The following is an 18,729-nucleotide window of genomic DNA, read 5'->3' as shown; positions in this document are numbered from 1 at the left end:
GGGGTTTACTGGCCGCCGGCGGGTTCATTTTCGTGCATAGGCAGCCGGACGGCTGCATGTCATGAGGAAGGCGCGATGGACGAGGCGTTCAAGGCACTGGCCGACCCCAGCCGCCGTCAACTGCTGGACGTGCTCAACGAGCGCAACGGCCAGACCCTGCGCGAACTGTGCGCGGGGCTGGACATGGCCCGCCAGTCGGTGAGCAAGCACCTGGCCGTGCTCGAGGCGGCCGGACTGGTCACGACCACCTGGCGCGGCCGCGAAAAGCTGCACCACCTCGACGCCGCGCCGATCAACGCCATCGCCGAGCGCTGGATGACCCGGTTCGACCGGCAGCGGGCCGGCGCGCTGGCCGACCTGAAACGAGCACTGGAGTCCGAACCCATGAACGAATTCGCGTACACCACCTACATCAACACGACCCCGGAAAAGCTCTGGCAAGCGCTTACCGATCCCGCGTTCACCCGGCAGTACTGGGGCGTCGCCTTCGAAACCGACTGGAAAAAGGGTTCGCCGATGGTCTGGGCGGAAAGTGGCGCGAAAACGAGCCACCCCGATCAGGTCGTGCTCGAATCGGACCCGTACCGCCGGCTTTCCTACACCTGGCACACGTTCACCGCGGAATGGGCGAACGGAAACGGAATCGACGCCGAAACGCTCGCGAAACTGCAGCGGGAAGGCCGTTCGAAGGTCGCTTTCACCCTCGAACCGCAGGGGGAAAGCGTGAAGCTGACGGTGCTGCACGACGGTTTCGAGCCCGGTAGCACGGTCATGGCGATGTGCAGCCAGGGCTGGCCCGCGCTGCTCTCGAGCCTGAAGACGCTCCTCGAGACGGGTTCGCCGTTGCCGCGGGCGTAACCAACCGGACTAACGCACCTAACCAGACAGATCTGGCACAGGAAAACGTCTGAATCCTCCCCCTTTCGTGGTCGCCTCGTCGAAGTCCCGGTGAATTTCCTTCTCTCGGCGTCCTCCGTTGCGGATTTGTGAGCGTTAGGCTCGCATAATCCGTGACCGGGAATGGTCCGATCGAGTGACGGGAGACTGTGCGTGCCGGGGTCAGTGCGTACTCGCTGGATCGTGGCGGCCGTGGTCGTGGTCGCCGCGGCGGGAGCCGTCGTGGCGTTCTGGCCGCCCAGTGGCGGCGCGAACGATCCCGAAATCGCGGTCTCCCGCTCGGCGTGCGGCACCGGCTGGTCGGACCCGAAGCCCGGGCCGCAGACGTTCCACCTGCACAACACGGGGTCGGTGACCGCCGAGGTCGACCTGATCGACCCGGCGACCGGGGTGATCTACGGCGAGGTCGAGGGCCTCGGCCCGGCGACCACCCGGCCGCTGCAGGTCACCCTCGGCAACGGGAGCTACGCGTTCCGCTGCCTGCCGGAGGACGCCGGCGCGATCGTCGGGCCGGCCGTGCAGATCAGCGGCGGGGCCGAGCGGACCGGCCCGGGCGTCGCGCCCGTGACGCACAACGACCTGCTCGGGCCGCTCAAGGCGTACGAGCAGCACGTCACGACGGGCCTCGGCGAGCTGGTCGCGAACACGGGCGCGCTGAAGAACGCCGTCCACGGCGGCGACCGCGCGGCGAGCGAGGCCGCGTGGCTGACAGCCCACCTGACGTACGAGCGGCTGGGCGCGGCGTACGACGCGTTCGGCGACTCCGACGGCTCGCTCAACGGCACCGCCGACGGCCTCCCGGACGGCACGGCCGACGAGGGCTTCACCGGCTTCCACCGCCTCGAGCAGGGGCTGTGGCACGGCGAGGACCTGGGCGCGCTCGGCGCGGTGGCCGACCAGCTGGACACCGACGCCCACGCGCTGCAGACGTCGTTCGCCGACAGCCAGGTCGACGGCAACGACCTCGGCCTGCGCGCGCACGAGATCATGGAGAACACGCTGCAGTTCGAACTGACGGGCCGCACGGACTACGGCAGCGGCACCAACCTGGCCACGGCCCGCGCCAACCTCGACGGCACGCGCGCGGTGCTGGACGTGCTCCGTCCCCTGCTGGCGCCGAGGTACCCGGATCTGTCCAAGGTGGACAGCTGGCTGACGCGCACCCAGTCCACTTTGGAGGCGGCCCACCGCCCGGACGGCAGCTGGACGCCGCTGGCCGGGTTGTCGCAGAAGGAGAGGCAGAAGCTGAACGCCGACGTGAGCGAGCTGACGGAGCTCCTCGCCCCGATCGCCGCGATCGCCGAACCGAGGAGGGTCTCGTGATGGCCCGGTATCGCGAGATCACGGCCACCGCCGGCCACCTCGCCGCCACCACCACCCCGCCGAGGAGGGTCTCGTGACCGACCAGCCTCGCTGCCCCATCCCGCACCCGGCCACCGCCACCGGCGTGCCCCGGCGGTCCTTCCTGCGCCGGGCCGCGATGGGCGCGGGGCTCACCGTCGCCGCCGGGGCCGGGCTCGGGGCTTCCTCCGCCGCCACCGACAGCACCGCTCCCGTTTCCTTCCACGGCAACACCCAGGCCGCCATCCTGCGGACCCCGCCGACCCAGACCGTCGTCGCCTCGTTCGACGTCGTCGCGGAGTCGAAGGCCGAGCTCACCGACCTCTTCCGGGCCGTCACCGAGCGGGCGCGGTTCCTCACCGGTGGCGGGGCGCCCGCCGCCCTCGGGATCACCGCGCCGCCCGCCGACTCCGGCGTGCTCGGGCCCGTCGTCCCCGGTGGCGACCTGGGCGTGATCCTCGGCGTCGGCGCGTCGCTGTTCGACGACCGGTACGGCCTGGCGAAGCTCAAGCCCGCCAAGCTGAAGCCGATGAAGACGTTCGCGAACGACGCCCTCGACCCCGCCCAGTGCCACGGCGACCTCAGTCTCACGCTGTCCGCGAACTCCGCCGACACCGTGCTGCACGCGCTGCGCGACATCGCCCGCGCGACCCGCGGCGGCATGCAGCTGCGCTGGAAGCTCAACGGCTTCAGCTCCCCGCCCCGCCCGGCCGGCACCCCGCGGAACCTGATGGGTTTCAAGGACGGCACCGCCAACCCGGAAGAAGCCGACTTCGACCGTCTCGTGTGGACGAAGACCGGCGAGCCCGCCTGGGCCGCGGGCGGCAGCTACCAGGTCGTCCGGCTGATCCGGATGCTGGTCGAGTTCTGGGACCGGGTTTCGCTGGCCGAGCAGGAGAACATGTTCGGCCGCCGCCGCGACACCGGCGCCCCGCTCGACGGCACCGAGGAGACCGACGTCCCGCGCTACGCCGACGACCCGGTCGGCACCGTCATCCCGCTGACCAGCCACATCCGGAAAGCCAACCCGCGCACGCCGGAGACCGACGCCAGCCGGATCCTGCGCCGCGCGGTGAACTACGACCGCGGCGTCGACAGCAACGGCAACCTCGACATGGGCCTGATCTTCGTCTGCTACCAGCAGGACCTGGAGCGCCAGTTCGAGGCGGTCCAGACGCGGCTGGCCGACGAACCCCTGACCGATTACATCTCCCCGTTCGGCGGCGGCTACTTCTTCGCGCTGCCGGGCGTCACCGGCCCGGACGACCACTTCGGGCGTTCCTTGCTCACCTGACTGCACCACACCCCACCACGAAAGGAATCCACAGTGGACACCCGACCTCGCCGGCGACGACGCGGCCTGCTCGGCGCCGGGGCCCTCGCCTCGGTCGCCGTGCTGGCCGCCGTCACCGGCTCCGCGGCGACCACCGCGGACGCCCAGCCGCTGAACCTGTTCCCCGCACACGGGATCCCGACCTCGACGCCGATCAAGCACGTCGTGGTCATCTTCGGCGAGAACATCGCGTTCGACCACTACTTCGGCACCTACCCGAACGCGGCCAACACGGACGGCACCCCGTTCCAGGCCGCGCGCAACACCCCGAAGGTCAACGGCCTGGACCACAAGCTGCTGACCGACAACCCGAACGCGTACAACCCGAAGCGGCTGACGCACGAGCAGGCGCTGACCTGCGACCAGAACCACAACTACGGCGCCGAGCAGGCCGCCTTCAACGGCGGCAAGATGGACAAGTTCGTCGAGAAGACCGAGACGGACAAGTGCACCGGCCAGCCGGTCCTGTTCGGCGAGCCCGGCCTGGTGATGGACTACTTCGACGGCAACACCGTCACCGGCATGTGGAACTACGCGCAGCACTACGCGTTGAACGACAACTCGTTCGACACGAACTTCGGGCCGTCGACGCCGGGCGCGCTCAACCTGATCTCCGGCAACACCCACGGTGTCCAGGCGGTCGACCCGGTGACGCACGAGCCGGTCAGCGACGCCTACGCCGTGCAGTCGCCGGACGCGCACGGCATCGGCACGATGATCAACGACCCGGACCCGGCGTGGGACGACTGCTCCGACAAGAACCACACGAGCACGGACAACCTGGCCACGATGCACGGCCGCAACGTCGGTGACCTGCTCAACCAGCGCCACGTGACGTGGGGCTGGTTCCAGGGCGGCTTCCGCCCCACCGGCTCGGCGAACGGCTACGCGGTCTGCGGCGCGACGCACGCCAACGTCGGCGGCGCGGCGGCGGTCGACTACAGCCCGCACCACGAGCCGTTCCAGTACTACCCGTCGACGGCGAACCCGAAGCACCTCCCGCCGTCGTCGGTGCAGGCGATCGGCCAGACCGACCGCGCGAACCACCAGTACGACATCTCGGACTTCAACGACTCGCTGAAGGCCGGCTCGATGCCCGCGGTGAGCTTCCTGAAGGCCCCGGAGTACCAGGACGGCCACGCGGGGTACTCCGACCCGCTGGACGAGCAGCAGTTCGTGGTCAGCGAGGTCAACAAGATCCAGCAGTCCCCGGACTGGAAGTCGACGGCGATCGTCCTGGCCTACGACGACTCCGACGGCTGGTACGACCACGTGGCGTCGAAGGTGATCAACGGCTCGCACGACGCTTCGCAGGACCAGGCGGTGTGCACGGGCAAGCCGACCCCGCTGGGCGGCTACCAGGACCGCTGCGGCTACGGCCCGCGGCTGCCGCTGCTGGTGATTTCGCCGTACAGCAAGGTGAACCACGTCGACCACGCGCTGACCGACCAGACCTCGGTGCTGAAGTTCATCGAGGACAACTGGTTCGCCGGCCGGATCGGCGACTCGTCGTACGACTCCCGGGCGGGGTCGATGACAGGGATGTTCAACTTCTGGTGGCCCGAGGCGAAGAAGGTCACGCTCGACCCGAAGACCGGTGCCGTCGTGCATAGCTAGTCCACAGTGGAGAACGCAGCCGAGAACGGGCCCGTGGCGACTCCGCCACGGGCCCGTTCTTCTTCGGAACGTCAGCTCAGGTGCCGGGCCAGGAAGTCGTCGTCGACGCCGATCCAGCGGATCCTCCGGTGGTCACCGGGGTTGGCGTGCAACGTCTTCTCTTCCGTGGCGAAGGCATCGAACAACGTGAACGACGACTGCCGGTCGACGTGCTCGTCGTCCCACGGGAGCAGGAACTGGACCGGCACGGTGATCCGCCGCGCCGCCTCGAGCAGCTCCTCGTAGACGAAGAACCCGCCGCCGAAGATGGCCGCGGAGATCCGTGGTTCGGCCGCCGTCAGCGGGATCCCGATCGCGGTGCCCAGCGAGATGCCGCCGCCGTAACCGATCGGCGCGTCGCGGCCGATCTCCGGGAGCCGCTGCAGGGCGTCCAGGGTCGCCCGCCATTCGGGGACGGCCCGCTCCGCCAGGGAGAGCGCGTAGCGGACGCTGACCGACCGGAAACGTTCGTGGTCGCCGGCCGCGTGCGCCTCCCGGAACTCGGCGCGGACCTGCTCGTCTTCCGCCGTGCGCGGGCGGTCGCCGTGGCCGGGCGCGTCGATGGCGGCGACGGTGAAGCCCTGGCGGGTCACGGCTTCGCGGGCGCGGGCCGCGAGGGCCGGCGTCTTCTTGTGCAGGCCGCCACCGTGGCCCATCAGCACCAAGGGCGCGTGCCCGGGGCCGGAACCGGGTGACCAAAGGACACCGGGGACGTCGCCCACGGTGAAGTCGCGCTCGACGACGCCGTCCGACGTCGTCTCGGCGGTGAAACGCAAGGAATCCATGGAAGTGCCTTTCGGGAGTGCCTGAAACCGAGGCGCTCCCGAGGCCTATCGCCCGACCATGACGGCGAGGGGGAGCGCCCATGCGCGTACTGCGTTCACGGGTCTCACCTCCTCGGGTGGGTCACGGTCGACGGCACGCTACCAGCCGGACCTCGGGCGGCCCAACCGTTTTTCCGCGCCCGGCTCAGGGCCGGACCGGCGCCAGGTCCCAGGCCAGCGTCACCACGGTCCCCGACTCGCCGGACGAGATGTCCGCGCGGTCGGCACTCGCCCGCAGCAGCAGCAACCCGCGCCCCCGCGCGGAAACCGGGCGCGGGTCCACCACCGGGATCCGCCACTTCCCGTGGTCGCTGATGACCACCTCGACCCGGTCGCGGTGCACCGCCGCGTCGAGGTCGACCACTCCGGAACCCGCCCCGTGGTACGCGTGGTCGGCGACGTTGGCCAGCGCCTCGTAGCTCGCCAGCACGATGTCCTGCGCCCGGTCCTCGTCGATGCCCGCCGAGAGGACCCACGCCATCAGCTCGTGCCGGAGCCGCCGGAGGTCCTGGGGCACCGCCTGCACGCCGTAGCTGCGGAACGGTCCCGGAGGTTCGTCCATCGGGGATCGCCTTTCTCGCCGGCCGGGGGCCGTCACTGGGCCAGCGCTTCGTCGACCGTCGCGTGGATGCCGATCCACGTGTCGAGGCCGGTGGTCTTCAGCGGCCCCGACGTCACCGCCGAATCGCTCACCACCCGCAGCGCGTGCTCGGGCAGCCTGCGGTGCGCCGACGCGAGCACCTGCAGGCCCGCCGAGCAGAAGAACGTCACCGCGCGCAGGTCCACCACCAGCGTCCGCGGTTCGTCGGCCAGCACGACGCCGACCGCTTCCTCGAACTCCGGCGCGCTCAGCAGGTCGATCTCCCCCGCCACGCGCAGCACCGCGGCCGTGTCCCGCCAGTCGAGCGTGACCGCCAGCTCGACGGCGGGAAGATCCCGGGATGAAGAGGTCACGGCGCTTTATGGTGCCTCAATATCCGCCGTCCCGCCATCGACGCACCTCACCGGTGCGGCAGCTTGACGACCGTGACCCAGAAGTCGTCGATCTTCCGGACCACTTCGACGAACTTCTCGAAGTCGACCGGCTTGGTGACGTAGGCGTTGGCGTGCAGGTCGTAGCTGCGCACGATGTCCTCGTCCGCTTCGGACGTCGTCAGCACGACCACCGGGATGGTGCGCAGTTCCGGGTCCTGCTTGATGTCGGCGAGCAGCTCCCGGCCGTCCTTGCGGGGCAGGTTGAGGTCGAGCAGGATCAGCCCCGGCCGCGGCGCCTGCGCGAAGCGTCCGGTCCGGTTCAGGAACTCGAGCGCCTCGACGCCGTCGCTCACGACGTGCAGCTCGTTGCGGATCTTGTGGTGCTCGAAGGCCTCACGCGTCATCAGCACGTCGCCGGGGTCGTCCTCGACGAGCAGGATGTCGATCGGCTCATGCCCCTGTGTCATGCGTCCTCATCGGTTTCGCCGGCCGGGATGGTGAAGCGGAACGTGGTGCCGGCCGCCTCCGTGTCGAGCCAGATCCGGCCGCCGTGGTACTCGACGATCCGGCGGCACAGGGCCAGGCCGATGCCGGTGCCCGGGTACGCGCTGCGGGTGTGCAGCCGCTGGAACAGCGCGAAGACCCGTTCGGCGTACTCCGCTTCGATGCCGATCCCGTTGTCCGACACGGTGAACACCCAGTCCTCGCCGTCGCGGTCCGCGGTGATCCGCACCTCCGGCGGCGTCTCGCCCTTGAACTTCAGGGCGTTGCCGATCAGGTTCTGGAACACCGCCGTCATCAGCGCCGGCTCGACGCGCACCTCGGGCAGCTCGCCGCGGTCGACCTTGCCGCCGCTCAGCGAGAGCGCGACCTCCAGGTTCGCCAGCGCGTCGTCGACCAGCCCGCCCGCCTCGACCACGACGTGTTCGCCCGGTTTGCGCCCGACCCGCGAGAACGCCAGGAGGTCGTTGATCAGGACCTGCATCCGCTTCGCGCCGTCGACGGCGAACTCGATGTACTGCTCGCCGCGCTCGTCGAGCAGGCCCTGGTAGCGCTTCTGCAGCAGCTGGCAGAAGCTCGCCACCTTCCGCAGCGGCTCCTGCAGGTCGTGCGAAGCGACGTAGGCGAACTGCTCCAGGTCAGCGTTCGACCGCTCCAGCTCGCGCGTCCGGCGGTCCAGCATCGCGTGCGCCCGCTCGAGCTCGGCGACCTCGTCGAGGATGCGCTGCCGCATGGCCTCGACGTCGGCGCCGAGCTGGGCGATCTCGCGCGGCCCGGTCCCGCTCACCGGCCGGTGGACGTCGTCGTCGGCGACCTGGCGGACCTCGCCCGCCAGCCGCAGGATCGGCCGGGTGATGACCTGGCGCAGGCCGAGGAACAGCACCACGAACAGCAGGACGACCAGCACGGCGACGGCCACGAGCATCGCGGTCAGGAAGCTCGCCGCGCTGTCGAGGTCGGAGCGGCCCTCGGTGCGCAGCGTCGCCAGGTGCGCGGCCTGCGCGTCGAGGGCACCGCGGACCGCATCGAACTGGGTCCGGCTGCGGTCGGCCTGCGCGGGGGTGGGCGGGGGTGCAGCCGGGGTGATGGTGGGCGCGATCGTCGCCTGCCAGGTCGACGCGGCCCGCAGCACGCGGTCGAGGTCGTCGCCGATCTGCGTCCCCGGTGTGGCCCCGAGCTGCCGCAGCTGGGTGACGGCGTCGGCCTGCGACCGGACGCCGTCGGTGTAGGGGGCGAGGAAGTCCGGCTGCCGGCCGAGCTGGTACCCGCGGACGCCGGTCTCCTGGTTCAGCAGGGCCGTCGACAGCTGGATGGCGGCGAGCCGCTGGGCGCCGATGACGTCGAGCAGGCGGTTGCGGGCGTCAGTGAGGTTGCTCAGCGCGATCCCGCCGCCGGCCAGTGCCGCGAGCAGCAGCACCGCCTCGGTCACGGCGAGCAGGGTGAGCCAGCGGCGGACCGTCCAGCCGCGTGCGTCAGCGCTCATCGAGCCTGCTCCCCGGGGTCGTGGCTGAGCAGGGCGAGGGCGACGTCGTCGTCGAGCGGGCCGGAGTTGAGCCGCTCGGCGCGGGCGATCAGCTCGTCCAGCAGCTCGGTGCCGGCCAGCCCGGCCTGGTGCTGGATCTCGAGGACGATGGCGGCCATCCGCTCGTGGCCGAGCCGTTCCGACCCGGCGCCGACGCGGCCCTCGAACACGCCGTCGGTGTAGAGCAGCAGCGACCAGCCTGGTTCCAAGGGCACGTCGAGGGCCTCCCACTTCGTGCCTTCGACGACGCCGAGCGGGACGCCGAGGTGTTTCCCGGAGAGCAGGTGCCCGTCGCCCGGGGTGAGCAGCAGCGGCGGCAGGTGCCCGGCCAGCGACAGGCGCAGGGATCTTCGGTCCGCCGCGACGACGACCATGCAGACGGTGGCGAACAGCGGCTCGATCCGCTCGTGCACCAGCACCCGCTCGACCATGCTCAGCACGTCGGCCATCGGCAGGCCGGCCATCACGAGCGAGCGCCACGCGATCCGCAGCGCGACGCCGAGCGCCGCCTCGTCCGGGCCGTGGCCGCAGACGTCGCCGATCATCATGTGCACGGTGCCGTCGGCGAGCTCGATCGCGTCGTAGAAGTCGCCGCCCAGCAGGGAGCCGTTGCGGCCCGGGCGGTAGCGGGAGGCCAGCTCGAGCTGCGGGTCGCGCAGCAGCGGGACGGGCAGCAGGCCGCGTTCGAGCCGCGCGTTCTCCCGGGCGAGCAGCTGCTGCTGCAGGAACTGCTGCTCGACCTGCTCGGCGCGCTTGCGTTCGCGGGCGAACCGCAGCGCCTTCACCAGCAGCGGGCCGTCCACCTGGTCCTTGACGAGGTAGTCCTGGGCGCCGGCGGCGACCGCGGCGACACCGGTGGCCTGGTCGTGCCCGCCGGTCAGGACGACGATCGCGACGCCGGGCGCGTGCTGGCCGAGCTTCGTCAGGCCGCTCAGGCCCATGGCGTCGGGCAGCTGCAGGTCGAGCACGACGCAGTCGGCGGTGAGCGGGCCGTCCAGCGCGGCGGCCAGCGTTTCGACGCGTTCGAGCGAGAACGGCACGGACGTGTCCGCCAGCATCTCTTCGACGAGCAGTGCGTCGCCGTCGTCGTCCTCCACCAGCAGCACGCGCAGACGGGTGCCGGAGTCCCACGATGATTCGTGCGCGGCGGTCACCGGCTTCTCCCATTCGGCTGCTCGTGAGCCAGCACATCCAGACGATCACCCTAGCGGCACCGGCGGCGGCCGCCTACGACCGTGGAAGCGGTCCCACGGAGTAGCGCTTTATAGCACCCCGGTGTGTCGGCGGACGCGTAACGGTTCGGGTCGTGACCGTGCCGGAACCGGGCGGTCCGGTCCTACGCTGCGGCCATGTCCCCGACCCGGGCGCCGCGCGCCGCTTTCGCTTGGTGGGGCGCGACGGCGTGCTGGTTCCTCGGCTCCCTGCTGGGCGGACGCCGGACGGCCGTCGAAGCCGCCGCCCCGCTTCCGGTGGCGATCCTCGCGTACGTGGTCTGCGCCGGGCTGTGGGCGTTGCTGGTGTACGGCGTGTACCGCGGGGTCAAGGGAACCCGGGTCGCACTGGCGATCGTCGGCGTGTTCGGCGTCGCGGACCTGGTGCTGCAGCTGGCCGGGGACGTCACCGCGGGCGCCGTCGTGCACGGCGCCTTCTTCCTGGCCGCGTTGGTCCTTTCGGCCGCCGGGTACGTCCTGTTGCTCAGGCGCCGCTGAGCCGCGCGGCGAGGAACTCCTGTTCGACGGCGTTGTCGCTCAACGCGAGCGCGGCCCGGTAGGCCTCGGCCGCCTCGGCGTCGCGGCCGAGGCGGTGCAGCAGGTCGGCCTTGGTGGCGGGCAGGTAGCGGTAGCCGGCGAGCCGGCCGTCGTCCTCCAGCCGGGCGATCTCGGCCAGCGCCGCCTCCGGGCCGTCCACCACGGCCAGCGCGACCGCGCGGTTGAGCGCCACCACGGGCGAGGGCCACAGGCGCAGCAGCACGTCGTAGAGGGTCAGGATCTGCGGCCAGTCCGTCTCGGCGTAGCTGGGCGCCTGGGCGTGCAGGGCGGCGATCGCGGCCTGCACGCTGAACCTCCCGGGCGGCCCGCCCTTGAGCGCCTCGACGACGAGCCGGTCGGCTTCGGCGATCATCGCGGTGTCCCAGCGGGACCGGTCCTGGTCTTCGAGCCGCAGCAGGCGGCCGGTGTCGTCGGTCCGGGTGGCCCGGCGAGCCTGGTGCACCAGCAGGAGCGCGAGCAGCCCGGCGACCTCGGTGTCGGCGGGCAGCAGGGCCCGCAGCATCCGCGCCAGGTCCAGCGCGCGCCCGGTCAGCTCGTCCCGCACGAGGTCGTCGCCCGACGACGCGGTGTGCCCGGCCGAGTGGAGCAGGTGCAGCACGGTCAGCACGACGGACACGCGGGCCGGCAGCTCCTCGGCCGACGGCACCGCGTACGGGATCCGCGCGGCGGCGATCTTCTTCTTGGCGCGGGTGATCCGGGCGGCCATCGTCGGTTCGGGCACCAGGAAGGCGTACGCGATGTCAGCCGTCGCGACCCCGCACACCAGCCGCAGCGTCAGCGCGATCTGGGCCTCCTGCGCGAGCGCCGGGTGGCAGCAGGTGAAGACGAGCCGGAGCCGGTCGTCCGGGATCGGCCCGGCCGGCTCGGGCGGCTCGGCGGCGTCCGGCTCGACCAGCAGCGGCAGCTTGCGGCGCAGGACCTCCCGGTGCCGGACGCCGTTGAGCGCGGTCCGGCGCGCGACCGTGGTCAGCCACGCGCCGGGCCGGTCGGGGACGCCGTCGGCCGCCCAGCGCTTCAGCGCCTGGACGTAGGCGTCCTGGACGGCCTCTTCGGCCTCGTCGAGGTCGCGGGTGACCCGCACCGTCGCGGCGAGCACGTAGGCCCACTCGCGACGGTGCGCCTCGGCGACCGCGTCCTTGACGGAGGTCAGTCCGGCACCACCTGGAAGTCGACGAGCGGCCGGACCTCGACCCCGCCTTCGACGACCGGCGTCAGCTTCGCGCACGCCAGCGCGTGGTCGAGGTCGCGGGCCTCCAGGATGTACACGCCGGCCAGCACCTCCTTGGTCTCCACGAACGGCCCGTCGGTCACCAGGTCACCGCGGATCGCGGTGGCCGTCTCGTTGGGCTGCAGGGCCAGGCCGGCGGTCACCTTGCCGCCCAGCCCGGCGATCCGGTCGGGCAGCCCCATATGCCCGTCCATGATCTCCTTCGGCAGGTCCTCGGGGGCCACCCGCTCGTAGATCAGCACCGCGTACTGCGCCATTTCCGTTCCTCTCGTCGTGGTCCTTTCCTACTCCGTCACGCGAGGATCGGCGGAATCGACAGGGCGGCGGAAACTTTCTTCAGCGCGCGGTCAGCGTCAGGGCGAACGCGTTGCCCGGCCCCTGGACCAGCGAACTCAGGTACGCCGTGAACGCACCGCAGCCGGTCAGCGGCGGGATCGTGTACTCGCCGCTCACCGGACCTCCCGACGCGAGCGCGAACCCGCGGCCCGTCCGCAGGTCGACCGGGATCGGCGTGCTCGCCCGGCAGCCCGCGTCGGCGACCGGCAGCCCGAAGAGCGTCACCTGCGGCACCACCAGCGCGAGGTTCGCGTGGACGACGAAGCCGTCGCCGGTCAGCTCGCCGGTCTGCGGGCCGTCCGGACCGAACCGCAGGTCGGCCGTCCCGGGCACGAACCCGAGCACCTTGAACTCCGCCCGCGTCCCGTCGAACGCCGTGCCGGCGGCCGGGACGGCCAGCGAACCCGTGACCGGTGCTGTCGCCCCGAGCGCCTTCAGCGTGGTCGTCCCGGTGACGCCGTACTCGTACGACGTCTGCGTGCTGCCCAGGTCGAAGCTCAGCAGCACCGGGTCCTGACCGGGGTCGAGCGTGCAGTCCGAGGTGAACGAGCCGAGCCCGGTGAACGAGCCGTCCGCCTTCTTCGGCGTCAGCCGGGTGCTGAAGTCCCCGATGGCGACTGTTGTTTTGCCCGCGTTCGGCAGCCGCACCGGCGGAACCGAGCCGGCCGCCTGCGTCGTGAACTCCCCCGACGGCGGCACCGCCGTCTTCGCCACGGTCAGCGGCAGTGCGAGCGGCAGCGTCAGCGCACCGTTGGCCAGCGTCACCCCTGCAGACGCCGTCCCTTCGATGCTCGCCGCGCCGACCAGGGCCAGACCACGGGTGGACTTGTCCGGCACGGTCACCGCGACCGAGAGGTCCGTCGTCGTGAAGGTGCCGCCGGGCGCGGACGGCACCTCGAAGGACGCCTTGACCTCGACGTCCAGCTTCTGCAGGCCGATCAACGGGAACGGGCAGGTGAAGCTCAGCCTCTTGTCGATCGGCGTCGACGCCTCCGCCGTCGGGGCGGCGAACGGCAGCACCAGGCAGGCGAGGCCCGCCGCGAGCAACGACCGGGCTTTCCGCACGGGTCTCCTTTCCGGGGCATGGCACCGGCCCCCGCCGCGGCGCGACGGGGACCGGTAGCTCAGGTCACTTCTTGGCGAGCACGAGGTCCAGCGAGTTGCCGTCGCTCTTGGCGAACCCGCTGACGATGTCGTTGAACGGACCGCAGTTCTGCAGCGCGGACAGCGAGTAGGTGCCCGCGAGCTTGCCGCCCTTGAGCAGGTCGAAGTCGGTGCCGGTGGTCATCTCGCTGGTCGACGGGCTGACCGTGCCGCACTTCGGGTCCGAGCTGATCGGGATGCCGAACAGGTTCACGGTGGTGAGGAACGTGTCGAACTTGATGTGCGCCTTGAACCCGGTACCCACCAGCTCACCGGTCTGCGGGCCGTTCTGCACGACCTTGACGTCCGAGCTGCCCGGCAGGAAACCGAGGAGCTTGAAGTCGGTGTGCGTCGGGTCCAGCTTCAGGTCGCCGAGGAACGTCTTGGCCGACAGGTTGACGTCGGCGTCGAACGAGCCGGTGATGGGCGCGGTGCTGCCGAGCGACTTCAGCGACGTCGACCCGGTGATGCCGAACGAGTACTTGATGCCACCGCCCGGCGGCGTCGTGGTGGGCGGGGCCGTCGTCGGCGGCGTGGTGGTCGGGGGTGTGGTCGTCGGCGGGGTGGTGGTCGGCGGGGTCGTGCCGCCGCCGTTGATGGTGATCGTGGCCAGGGTGTTGGCCTGGCCGGCGTCCTGCGTGCAGGGCGCGTCGATGGTGCCGTCCGGCGTGATGCCGGTGACCGAGCCGTCGGCCTTGCGCGGGGTGACCTTGAGGTTCAGGTCGCCGACGGTGATCTTCGCCTGGCCGGGCTGGGTGAACGTCAGCGACGGCGTCTTGCCCGCCGCGTTGATGTTCAGCTCACCCGAGGCCGGGATGTTCGTCTTGTCCAGCGCGATCGGGACGCTGACCGGCAGGGTGAGACCCGGCGCGGCGACGGTCGCCGCGGCCGTCGCGGTGCCCTCGATCGTGGTGGCGCCGATCAGGCTCAGGCCGGCGACGGTGTCCGCGTTGATGGTGGACACGGCCTTGATGTCGAACGCGCCGGTCGGCTGGCCGGTGTTCACCGTGGCCGGCAGGTCGGTGTTGATCACCACCTTCAGCGACTGCGAACCCACCAGCGGCAGCGTGCAGTGGTAGTTCAGCGTCAGCGAGACCGGGTCGGCGGCACTGGTCTGCGCCCCGGCCACGAGTGCGGTGGCGACGAGCCCCACCGCGGCCGCGACCGCGGCGGCCGCGACCGTCTTCTTCTTGCCTCTCGGGTGATTCACGATGGTCCTTCCGGGTATCAACAGTGATACGAAACGGCCCGCGCTATTCGGGAATCGCGACCGGACCGTAAGGTAACGAGCACGGATGGCGCCGATCAAGGACTTTCAGTAAAAAGGTCACACGGGCGCCGCAAATTGTCACACCGGCACGTCAGCCCACCCGGGTTCCTAGCAGGCGCGGGAAGGTTTCCCCAGCGCAGCGCGGCGACTGAACCGCTGACGCGCGTGACAATTTACCGGCTTGAAATGTTGACGCTGGTGCCAATATGCTTTTCTCTCCTTGCTCGCGCGCAAGTGCGCCGCGTAGCTTCGAAACCCATGAAAAGAATGCACAGCGCGGTGCTCGCAATGGCGGCGGCCGCACTTCTGTCGTGCGCCGCCTGCGCGTCGGACGCCCCGGCCGACCCCGGCCGGCACGCCGACCCCGCGGCGCTGGCCTGGGTCGACAAGGTGTGCACCGGGGTGGCCGCGGGCTCGGCGAAGCTCTCGCAGCCACCGGCGGTCGACGACGCCGACCCGCTGAAGACCCGGGACGCGATGGTCGGCTTCCTGGGCCGCCTCGGCTCGGCCCTCGACGACATGGCGGGCGGCATCCGCGCCGCCGGCGTACCGCCCGTCCCGGATGGACAGTCCGCTGTGGACAAGGCGACCGGCACCCTCACCGAGACCAAGACCAAGCTGGCCGAGACGAAGTCCAAGATGGAGCAGGCGAAGGTGACCGACCAGGGCAGCCTGCGGCAGGTCATCTCCGAAGCCGACGCGACCATGGGGCAGCTCACCGACCCGGAAGGCCCGATCAAGGACCTCAAGGCGAACCCCGAACTGAACCTGGCTTTCAGCGAGTCCGCGACCTGCAAGCGCGTCTACGGGACGGGCTCGTGAAGGCCCGTCGCACGCTCGCCCTGCTCGTCGCGCTGGTCGTCACCGCGGCCCTCGCCCCGGCGGCTTCGGCGGCGCCGGCTCCCGGCCCCGTCGACGACTCGTTCTACACCCCGCCTTCGCCGCTGCCCGCGGGCGAACCGGGTGATGTCATCCGCTGGCGGACGTCGAACGCCGGGCCACGCAAGGCATCCGTCGACGCGTGGCAGGTGATGTACCTGTCCACGAACGCGCTCGGGCAGCCCGACGCCGTCACCGGGACGGTGCTCGTCCCGAAGAACGCCGACCGCGCGAGCGCGCCGATCGTCTCGTTCGACCCCGGCACGCACGGCCCGGCCTTCGGCTGCACGCCGTCGAAGATGATCGACATCGGCGCGTTCTACGAGCAGCCCGGCCTCGACGACCTGCTCGACGCGGGCTACGCCGTCGCCGTCCCGGACTACGAGGGCTACCGGAGCGCGCCGAAGACGACGTACGTCGTGGGCCGGTCCGAAGGTCCGGCGGTGATCGACGGAGTCCGCGCGGCGCAGCGGCTCACCGCGGCCGGGCTGTCCAGGACGTCGAAGGTCGTCTTCCGCGGGTACTCCCAGGGCGGCGGTGCTGCGGCGTGGGCCGGCGAGCTGCAGCCGACGTACGCGCCGGAGCTGAACCTCGTCGGCATCGCGGCCGGCGGGGTGCCCGCCGACCTCGTCCAGGTGACGCTGCAGCTCGACGGCAAGTCCGGCTTCGGCGTGTTCGCCTACGCCCTGCTCGGCCTCGACCAGGCCTACCCGGAGCTGAAGCTCGACTCGTTCCTCAGCGACAACGGCCGCGCGAAGCTGGCCGAGATGACGCAGAGCGCGTGCACGTTCGAGCTGCTCACGACGTACGCGAACCAGAAGATTTCGGACTACACGACCGGCCCGGGCTACATCCGGCCCGCGTGGGTGGCGCGGCTGAACGAGAACAAGCTCGGCGGCAGCCCGCCGACGGTGCCGGTGTTCCAGTACCACGGGACCGGCGACCAGCTGGTGCAGTTCGCGCAGGCCGACAGTCTGCACAAGGCGTACTGCGCGGCCGGGGTGGCGGAGACGTGGAAGACCTACGACACCGACCACATCACGCTGGTCTACACCGGCAACGCCGACGTCCTGGCGTTCGTCAAGGACCGGATCGCCGGGAAGCCGGCGACGTCGAGCTGCTGATCAGCGGTTCGGCCGGCCGGGCGGGTGCTGCCGCTGCCACGAGCTGATCATCGAGCTCACGTACTGCTGCCAGGTGTCCTGGACCGGCGGTGCCGACGGCGTGGGGCGCGCGGGCTTGCGCCCCGCGGCGGCCGGCGGGCTCGTGGTCCGGACCGGGGAGTCGTGCACCTGCGCGGTGAGCGGGGGTGGCTCCGCCGAAGCGCTCATCGTCTCCACTGCCTCGCTCGAGGGCGGCGGCGCGGCGGGGACGGCGGCCCCCGGTGGCGGCGTCGCCGTCCCGCCGACCTGCGAAGGCTGGAACAGCACGACGGCGGCCAGTCCGAGCGCGACGGCCGCACCCGCGGCGAGGACGTACGGCTTGGTCCGGCGAGGCTCGGCGGGCGGCGCTTCCCGGGGACGCTCGTCCGCGGGCTCCGGGGCCGCGAGCTCGGCGTCGAGGATGGCCAGGGGGTCGGGCTTGGTTTCGGGCTCGGGCTCGGGCTCGGCTTCTCTGGCGAGCAGCGCGTCGAGGTCACCGCGGATCATCAGCGGCTTCGTCTGCGAGAGGTTCACCAGTTCGGCGACCGAGGGGAGCTCACCCTCACCGCCCGTGCGTGCCATCGAAAGACCTCCACCCTGTCGGCGTCACCTGGAGGAACCATGCCCGAGCCGCGAGAGCTGCTTCGCTTCGCCGTCGTCGGCCTGGCCGCGTACGGGGTCACCCTACTGGGCGACTACAGCCTGAAGCTCACCGTGTGCCGTGAGAAACCGGTAACGGCGCTTTTCATCGCGACGGCGGCCTCGACGGCGTTCGCCTACCTGCTGTCCCGGCGCTGGTCGTTCGCGGGCCGCGGCGGCCACCGGCGCACGCGCGAGGCGGCGCTGTTCTTCATGGTCAACGCGGGTGCGGTGGCGGTGAACCTGGTGCCGCCGCTGCTCTCGCGGTACGCGTTGGGGTTGGCGGTGCCCCACGTGAGCTACCTGGCGCAGGAGGTCGCGGACTTCGTGGCGGGGATGGTGCTCGGGACCGGTCTCGGGACGGCGTTCCGCTGGTACGGCTACCGGCGGTGGGTGTTCCCCAGCTCAGCGCCACCAGTCGGCGTCGCCCAGAGTGGTGAAGCCGAGCTTGTCGTAGAGCGCCTTGCCGGATCGCGAGGCGGTCAGCGTGACGGGGCGGTCGTCGAAGTGCCGTAGGACGGCGTGCATGAGGGCCCGGCCGACGCCTTTCGACCGGTGCTCGGGTTTCGTGGTGACCCAGTAGACGCCGCCGACTTCCTCGTCGGCCATGGTGAGGCAAGCGCCTTCGCCGTCCTTGAGGCCGTCCTTGAGGAAGAAGGCCTGGTTTCGCACTTCGGCCGGGAAGACCGTCCCGGCTTCGAGCGGTTGGTACTCCTCCAGTGGGAAGCCGTGGACGATGATGTCCTCGGCTTTCCGCAGGTCAGCGGGGGTGTGTATGCGGGCGACGCTGGGTTCGTCCGGCACGTCCGCGGGTTCACGGGCCATGACGGGCAGCTGCCGCGCGGTCATCCCGATCCCCCGAAGATCAAGCACCCGAAAGGGATCTTCGACGACGACGGTCCGCCCGTTCCGCCGCATTTCGTCGGCGACTTCGGTCAGCTCCCCGACATCGGTCCCGCTGGGAGCATCGGTCCGCACCATGATCCGAAACCGGCGGCCGTCGATGGCGGTGAAGGCGGGGTGTTCCCGGACGTGGTCCCCGCGGGCCCGGGCAAGGGCGGTCCACATCGCGACGGCGTTCTCGGAGGCCTGACTCAGCCGTCGGGCGAGCAATCCGGTCATGCCAGGCAGCTTAGGACGGGAGTGGCCTGCTCCCCAGGGCCAATCCGAGCTGGGTGGACCGGGCCATTTCGGCAGGTCCGGAGCGCCCCAATGTGGCCCTCGGTGCGTTCAACGCACCCAAGGCGGCCTTCGGTGCGTTGAACGCAACCAAG

General features: G+C 71.1%; 20 protein-coding genes. 8 read left to right on the top strand and 12 right to left on the bottom strand.

Annotated features, from left to right (window positions below):
- The first annotated feature begins 75 nt into the window (after positions 1 to 75).
- The 4 genes from AB0C38_RS20840 (at position 76) to AB0C38_RS20825 (ending at position 5,188) form a co-directional block, all read left to right on the top strand.
- Complete coding sequence (locus AB0C38_RS20840; protein ID WP_360675603.1) at positions 76 to 858, top strand: metalloregulator ArsR/SmtB family transcription factor; 783 nt, start codon at positions 76 to 78, stop codon at positions 856 to 858.
- 204 nt (positions 859 to 1,062) lie between these two features.
- Positions 1,063 to 2,220 (top strand): EfeM/EfeO family lipoprotein, encoded by a 1,158-nt coding sequence (locus tag AB0C38_RS20835; RefSeq protein WP_360675645.1) that lies wholly within the window; start codon positions 1,063 to 1,065, stop codon positions 2,218 to 2,220.
- Positions 2,221 to 2,377: 157 nt separating this feature from the next.
- Entirely contained in the window at positions 2,378 to 3,532 is a 1,155-nt protein-coding gene (locus tag AB0C38_RS20830; RefSeq protein ID WP_360675642.1) for a Dyp-type peroxidase, read from the top strand.
- Positions 3,533 to 3,565: 33 nt separating this feature from the next.
- The gene (locus tag AB0C38_RS20825; protein WP_360675600.1) at positions 3,566 to 5,188 is read left to right on the top strand and encodes an alkaline phosphatase family protein; all 1,623 of its coding nucleotides are present in this window, start codon (positions 3,566 to 3,568) and stop codon (positions 5,186 to 5,188) included.
- A 71-nt stretch (positions 5,189 to 5,259) separates the two neighbouring features.
- Here the strand turns inward: AB0C38_RS20825 and AB0C38_RS20820 are convergent, their stop codons facing one another.
- The 6 genes from AB0C38_RS20820 to AB0C38_RS20795 form a co-directional block, all read right to left on the bottom strand.
- Positions 5,260 to 6,012: an alpha/beta hydrolase gene (locus AB0C38_RS20820; RefSeq protein ID WP_360675597.1), complete on the bottom strand. Its 753-nt coding sequence runs from the start codon at positions 6,010 to 6,012 to the stop codon at positions 5,260 to 5,262.
- A gap of 184 nt (positions 6,013 to 6,196) precedes the next feature.
- The gene (locus tag AB0C38_RS20815; RefSeq protein ID WP_360675594.1) at positions 6,197 to 6,613 is read right to left on the bottom strand and encodes an ATP-binding protein; all 417 of its coding nucleotides are present in this window, start codon (positions 6,611 to 6,613) and stop codon (positions 6,197 to 6,199) included.
- A gap of 32 nt (positions 6,614 to 6,645) precedes the next feature.
- Entirely contained in the window at positions 6,646 to 7,005 is a 360-nt protein-coding gene (locus AB0C38_RS20810) for an STAS domain-containing protein (protein WP_360675591.1), read from the bottom strand.
- A gap of 47 nt (positions 7,006 to 7,052) precedes the next feature.
- Positions 7,053 to 7,493, bottom strand: coding sequence for a response regulator (locus AB0C38_RS20805; RefSeq protein ID WP_360675588.1), 441 nt, complete (start codon positions 7,491 to 7,493; stop codon positions 7,053 to 7,055).
- Positions 7,490 to 9,010, bottom strand: a complete 1,521-nt coding sequence (locus AB0C38_RS20800) for an ATP-binding protein (RefSeq protein ID WP_360675585.1) — start codon at positions 9,008 to 9,010, stop codon at positions 7,490 to 7,492. Before AB0C38_RS20800 ends, AB0C38_RS20805 begins: the two co-directional genes overlap by 4 nt.
- On the bottom strand, positions 9,007 to 10,203 hold the full coding sequence (locus AB0C38_RS20795; protein WP_360675582.1) for a SpoIIE family protein phosphatase: 1,197 nt from the start codon (positions 10,201 to 10,203) through the stop codon (positions 9,007 to 9,009). Before AB0C38_RS20795 ends, AB0C38_RS20800 begins: the two co-directional genes overlap by 4 nt.
- A gap of 195 nt (positions 10,204 to 10,398) precedes the next feature.
- On the opposite strand from AB0C38_RS20795, the gene AB0C38_RS20790 reads away from it, so the two are divergent.
- Positions 10,399 to 10,758, top strand: coding sequence for a hypothetical protein (locus AB0C38_RS20790; RefSeq protein ID WP_360675579.1), 360 nt, complete (start codon positions 10,399 to 10,401; stop codon positions 10,756 to 10,758).
- Here AB0C38_RS20790 and AB0C38_RS20785 read toward each other — a convergent pair.
- From AB0C38_RS20785 to AB0C38_RS20770, 4 genes are all read right to left on the bottom strand, one after another.
- A complete protein-coding gene (locus AB0C38_RS20785; RefSeq protein ID WP_360675576.1) occupies positions 10,745 to 11,914 on the bottom strand; it encodes a DUF6596 domain-containing protein in 1,170 nt (389 codons plus the stop codon). The genes AB0C38_RS20790 and AB0C38_RS20785 overlap by 14 nt on opposite strands.
- Before the next feature lie 50 nt (positions 11,915 to 11,964).
- Entirely contained in the window at positions 11,965 to 12,303 is a 339-nt protein-coding gene (locus AB0C38_RS20780; RefSeq protein WP_360675573.1) for a YciI family protein, read from the bottom strand.
- Between the two features lie 79 nt (positions 12,304 to 12,382).
- Positions 12,383 to 13,447, bottom strand: a complete 1,065-nt coding sequence (locus AB0C38_RS20775) for a DUF6801 domain-containing protein (RefSeq protein ID WP_360675571.1) — start codon at positions 13,445 to 13,447, stop codon at positions 12,383 to 12,385.
- Positions 13,448 to 13,511: 64 nt separating this feature from the next.
- Positions 13,512 to 14,735, bottom strand: coding sequence for a DUF6801 domain-containing protein (locus AB0C38_RS20770; RefSeq protein ID WP_360675568.1), 1,224 nt, complete (start codon positions 14,733 to 14,735; stop codon positions 13,512 to 13,514).
- 318 nt (positions 14,736 to 15,053) lie between these two features.
- Here AB0C38_RS20770 and AB0C38_RS20765 point away from each other — a divergent pair, with 318 nt between their 5' ends.
- Together AB0C38_RS20765 and AB0C38_RS20760 are read left to right on the top strand one after the other, a co-directional pair.
- Positions 15,054 to 15,617: a hypothetical protein gene (locus tag AB0C38_RS20765; protein ID WP_360675565.1), complete on the top strand. Its 564-nt coding sequence runs from the start codon at positions 15,054 to 15,056 to the stop codon at positions 15,615 to 15,617.
- Positions 15,614 to 16,798, top strand: a complete 1,185-nt coding sequence (locus AB0C38_RS20760; RefSeq protein ID WP_360675562.1) for a lipase family protein — start codon at positions 15,614 to 15,616, stop codon at positions 16,796 to 16,798. Before AB0C38_RS20765 ends, AB0C38_RS20760 begins: the two co-directional genes overlap by 4 nt.
- Here the strand turns inward: AB0C38_RS20760 and AB0C38_RS20755 are convergent, their stop codons facing one another.
- Positions 16,799 to 17,398, bottom strand: a complete 600-nt coding sequence (locus AB0C38_RS20755; protein WP_360675559.1) for a hypothetical protein — start codon at positions 17,396 to 17,398, stop codon at positions 16,799 to 16,801.
- Positions 17,399 to 17,437: 39 nt separating this feature from the next.
- On the opposite strand from AB0C38_RS20755, the gene AB0C38_RS20750 reads away from it, so the two are divergent.
- Positions 17,438 to 17,971, top strand: coding sequence for a GtrA family protein (locus tag AB0C38_RS20750; RefSeq protein WP_360675556.1), 534 nt, complete (start codon positions 17,438 to 17,440; stop codon positions 17,969 to 17,971).
- Here the strand turns inward: AB0C38_RS20750 and AB0C38_RS20745 are convergent.
- Positions 17,861 to 18,577: a GNAT family N-acetyltransferase gene (locus AB0C38_RS20745; RefSeq protein WP_360675552.1), complete on the bottom strand. Its 717-nt coding sequence runs from the start codon at positions 18,575 to 18,577 to the stop codon at positions 17,861 to 17,863. The genes AB0C38_RS20750 and AB0C38_RS20745 overlap by 111 nt on opposite strands.
- Between the last annotated feature and the right edge of the window lie 152 nt (positions 18,578 to 18,729).

Source organism: Amycolatopsis sp. NPDC048633 (genome assembly GCF_040650695.1).
In the GTDB taxonomy this organism is placed as follows: domain Bacteria; phylum Actinomycetota; class Actinomycetes; order Mycobacteriales; family Pseudonocardiaceae; genus Amycolatopsis.
Note: the sequence above shows the minus strand (reverse complement) of the source record. Positions and strands in the feature narration are given on the sequence as shown.

Coding starts and splice junctions, on each gene's coding strand:
- AB0C38_RS20800 (WP_360675585.1), bottom strand. CDS start 9,010: ATGAGCGCTGACGCACGCGGCTGGACGGTCCGCCGCTGGCTCACCCTG.
- AB0C38_RS20805 (WP_360675588.1), bottom strand. CDS start 7,493: ATGACACAGGGGCATGAGCCGATCGACATCCTGCTCGTCGAGGACGAC.
- AB0C38_RS20830 (WP_360675642.1), top strand. CDS start 2,378: ATGGGCGCGGGGCTCACCGTCGCCGCCGGGGCCGGGCTCGGGGCTTCC.
- AB0C38_RS20790 (WP_360675579.1), top strand. CDS start 10,399: ATGTCCCCGACCCGGGCGCCGCGCGCCGCTTTCGCTTGGTGGGGCGCG.
- AB0C38_RS20745 (WP_360675552.1), bottom strand. CDS start 18,577: ATGACCGGATTGCTCGCCCGACGGCTGAGTCAGGCCTCCGAGAACGCC.
- AB0C38_RS20840 (WP_360675603.1), top strand. CDS start 76: ATGGACGAGGCGTTCAAGGCACTGGCCGACCCCAGCCGCCGTCAACTG.
- AB0C38_RS20765 (WP_360675565.1), top strand. CDS start 15,054: ATGAAAAGAATGCACAGCGCGGTGCTCGCAATGGCGGCGGCCGCACTT.
- AB0C38_RS20780 (WP_360675573.1), bottom strand. CDS start 12,303: ATGGCGCAGTACGCGGTGCTGATCTACGAGCGGGTGGCCCCCGAGGAC.
- AB0C38_RS20750 (WP_360675556.1), top strand. CDS start 17,438: ATGCCCGAGCCGCGAGAGCTGCTTCGCTTCGCCGTCGTCGGCCTGGCC.
- AB0C38_RS20755 (WP_360675559.1), bottom strand. CDS start 17,398: ATGGCACGCACGGGCGGTGAGGGTGAGCTCCCCTCGGTCGCCGAACTG.
- AB0C38_RS20820 (WP_360675597.1), bottom strand. CDS start 6,012: ATGGATTCCTTGCGTTTCACCGCCGAGACGACGTCGGACGGCGTCGTC.
- AB0C38_RS20815 (WP_360675594.1), bottom strand. CDS start 6,613: ATGGACGAACCTCCGGGACCGTTCCGCAGCTACGGCGTGCAGGCGGTG.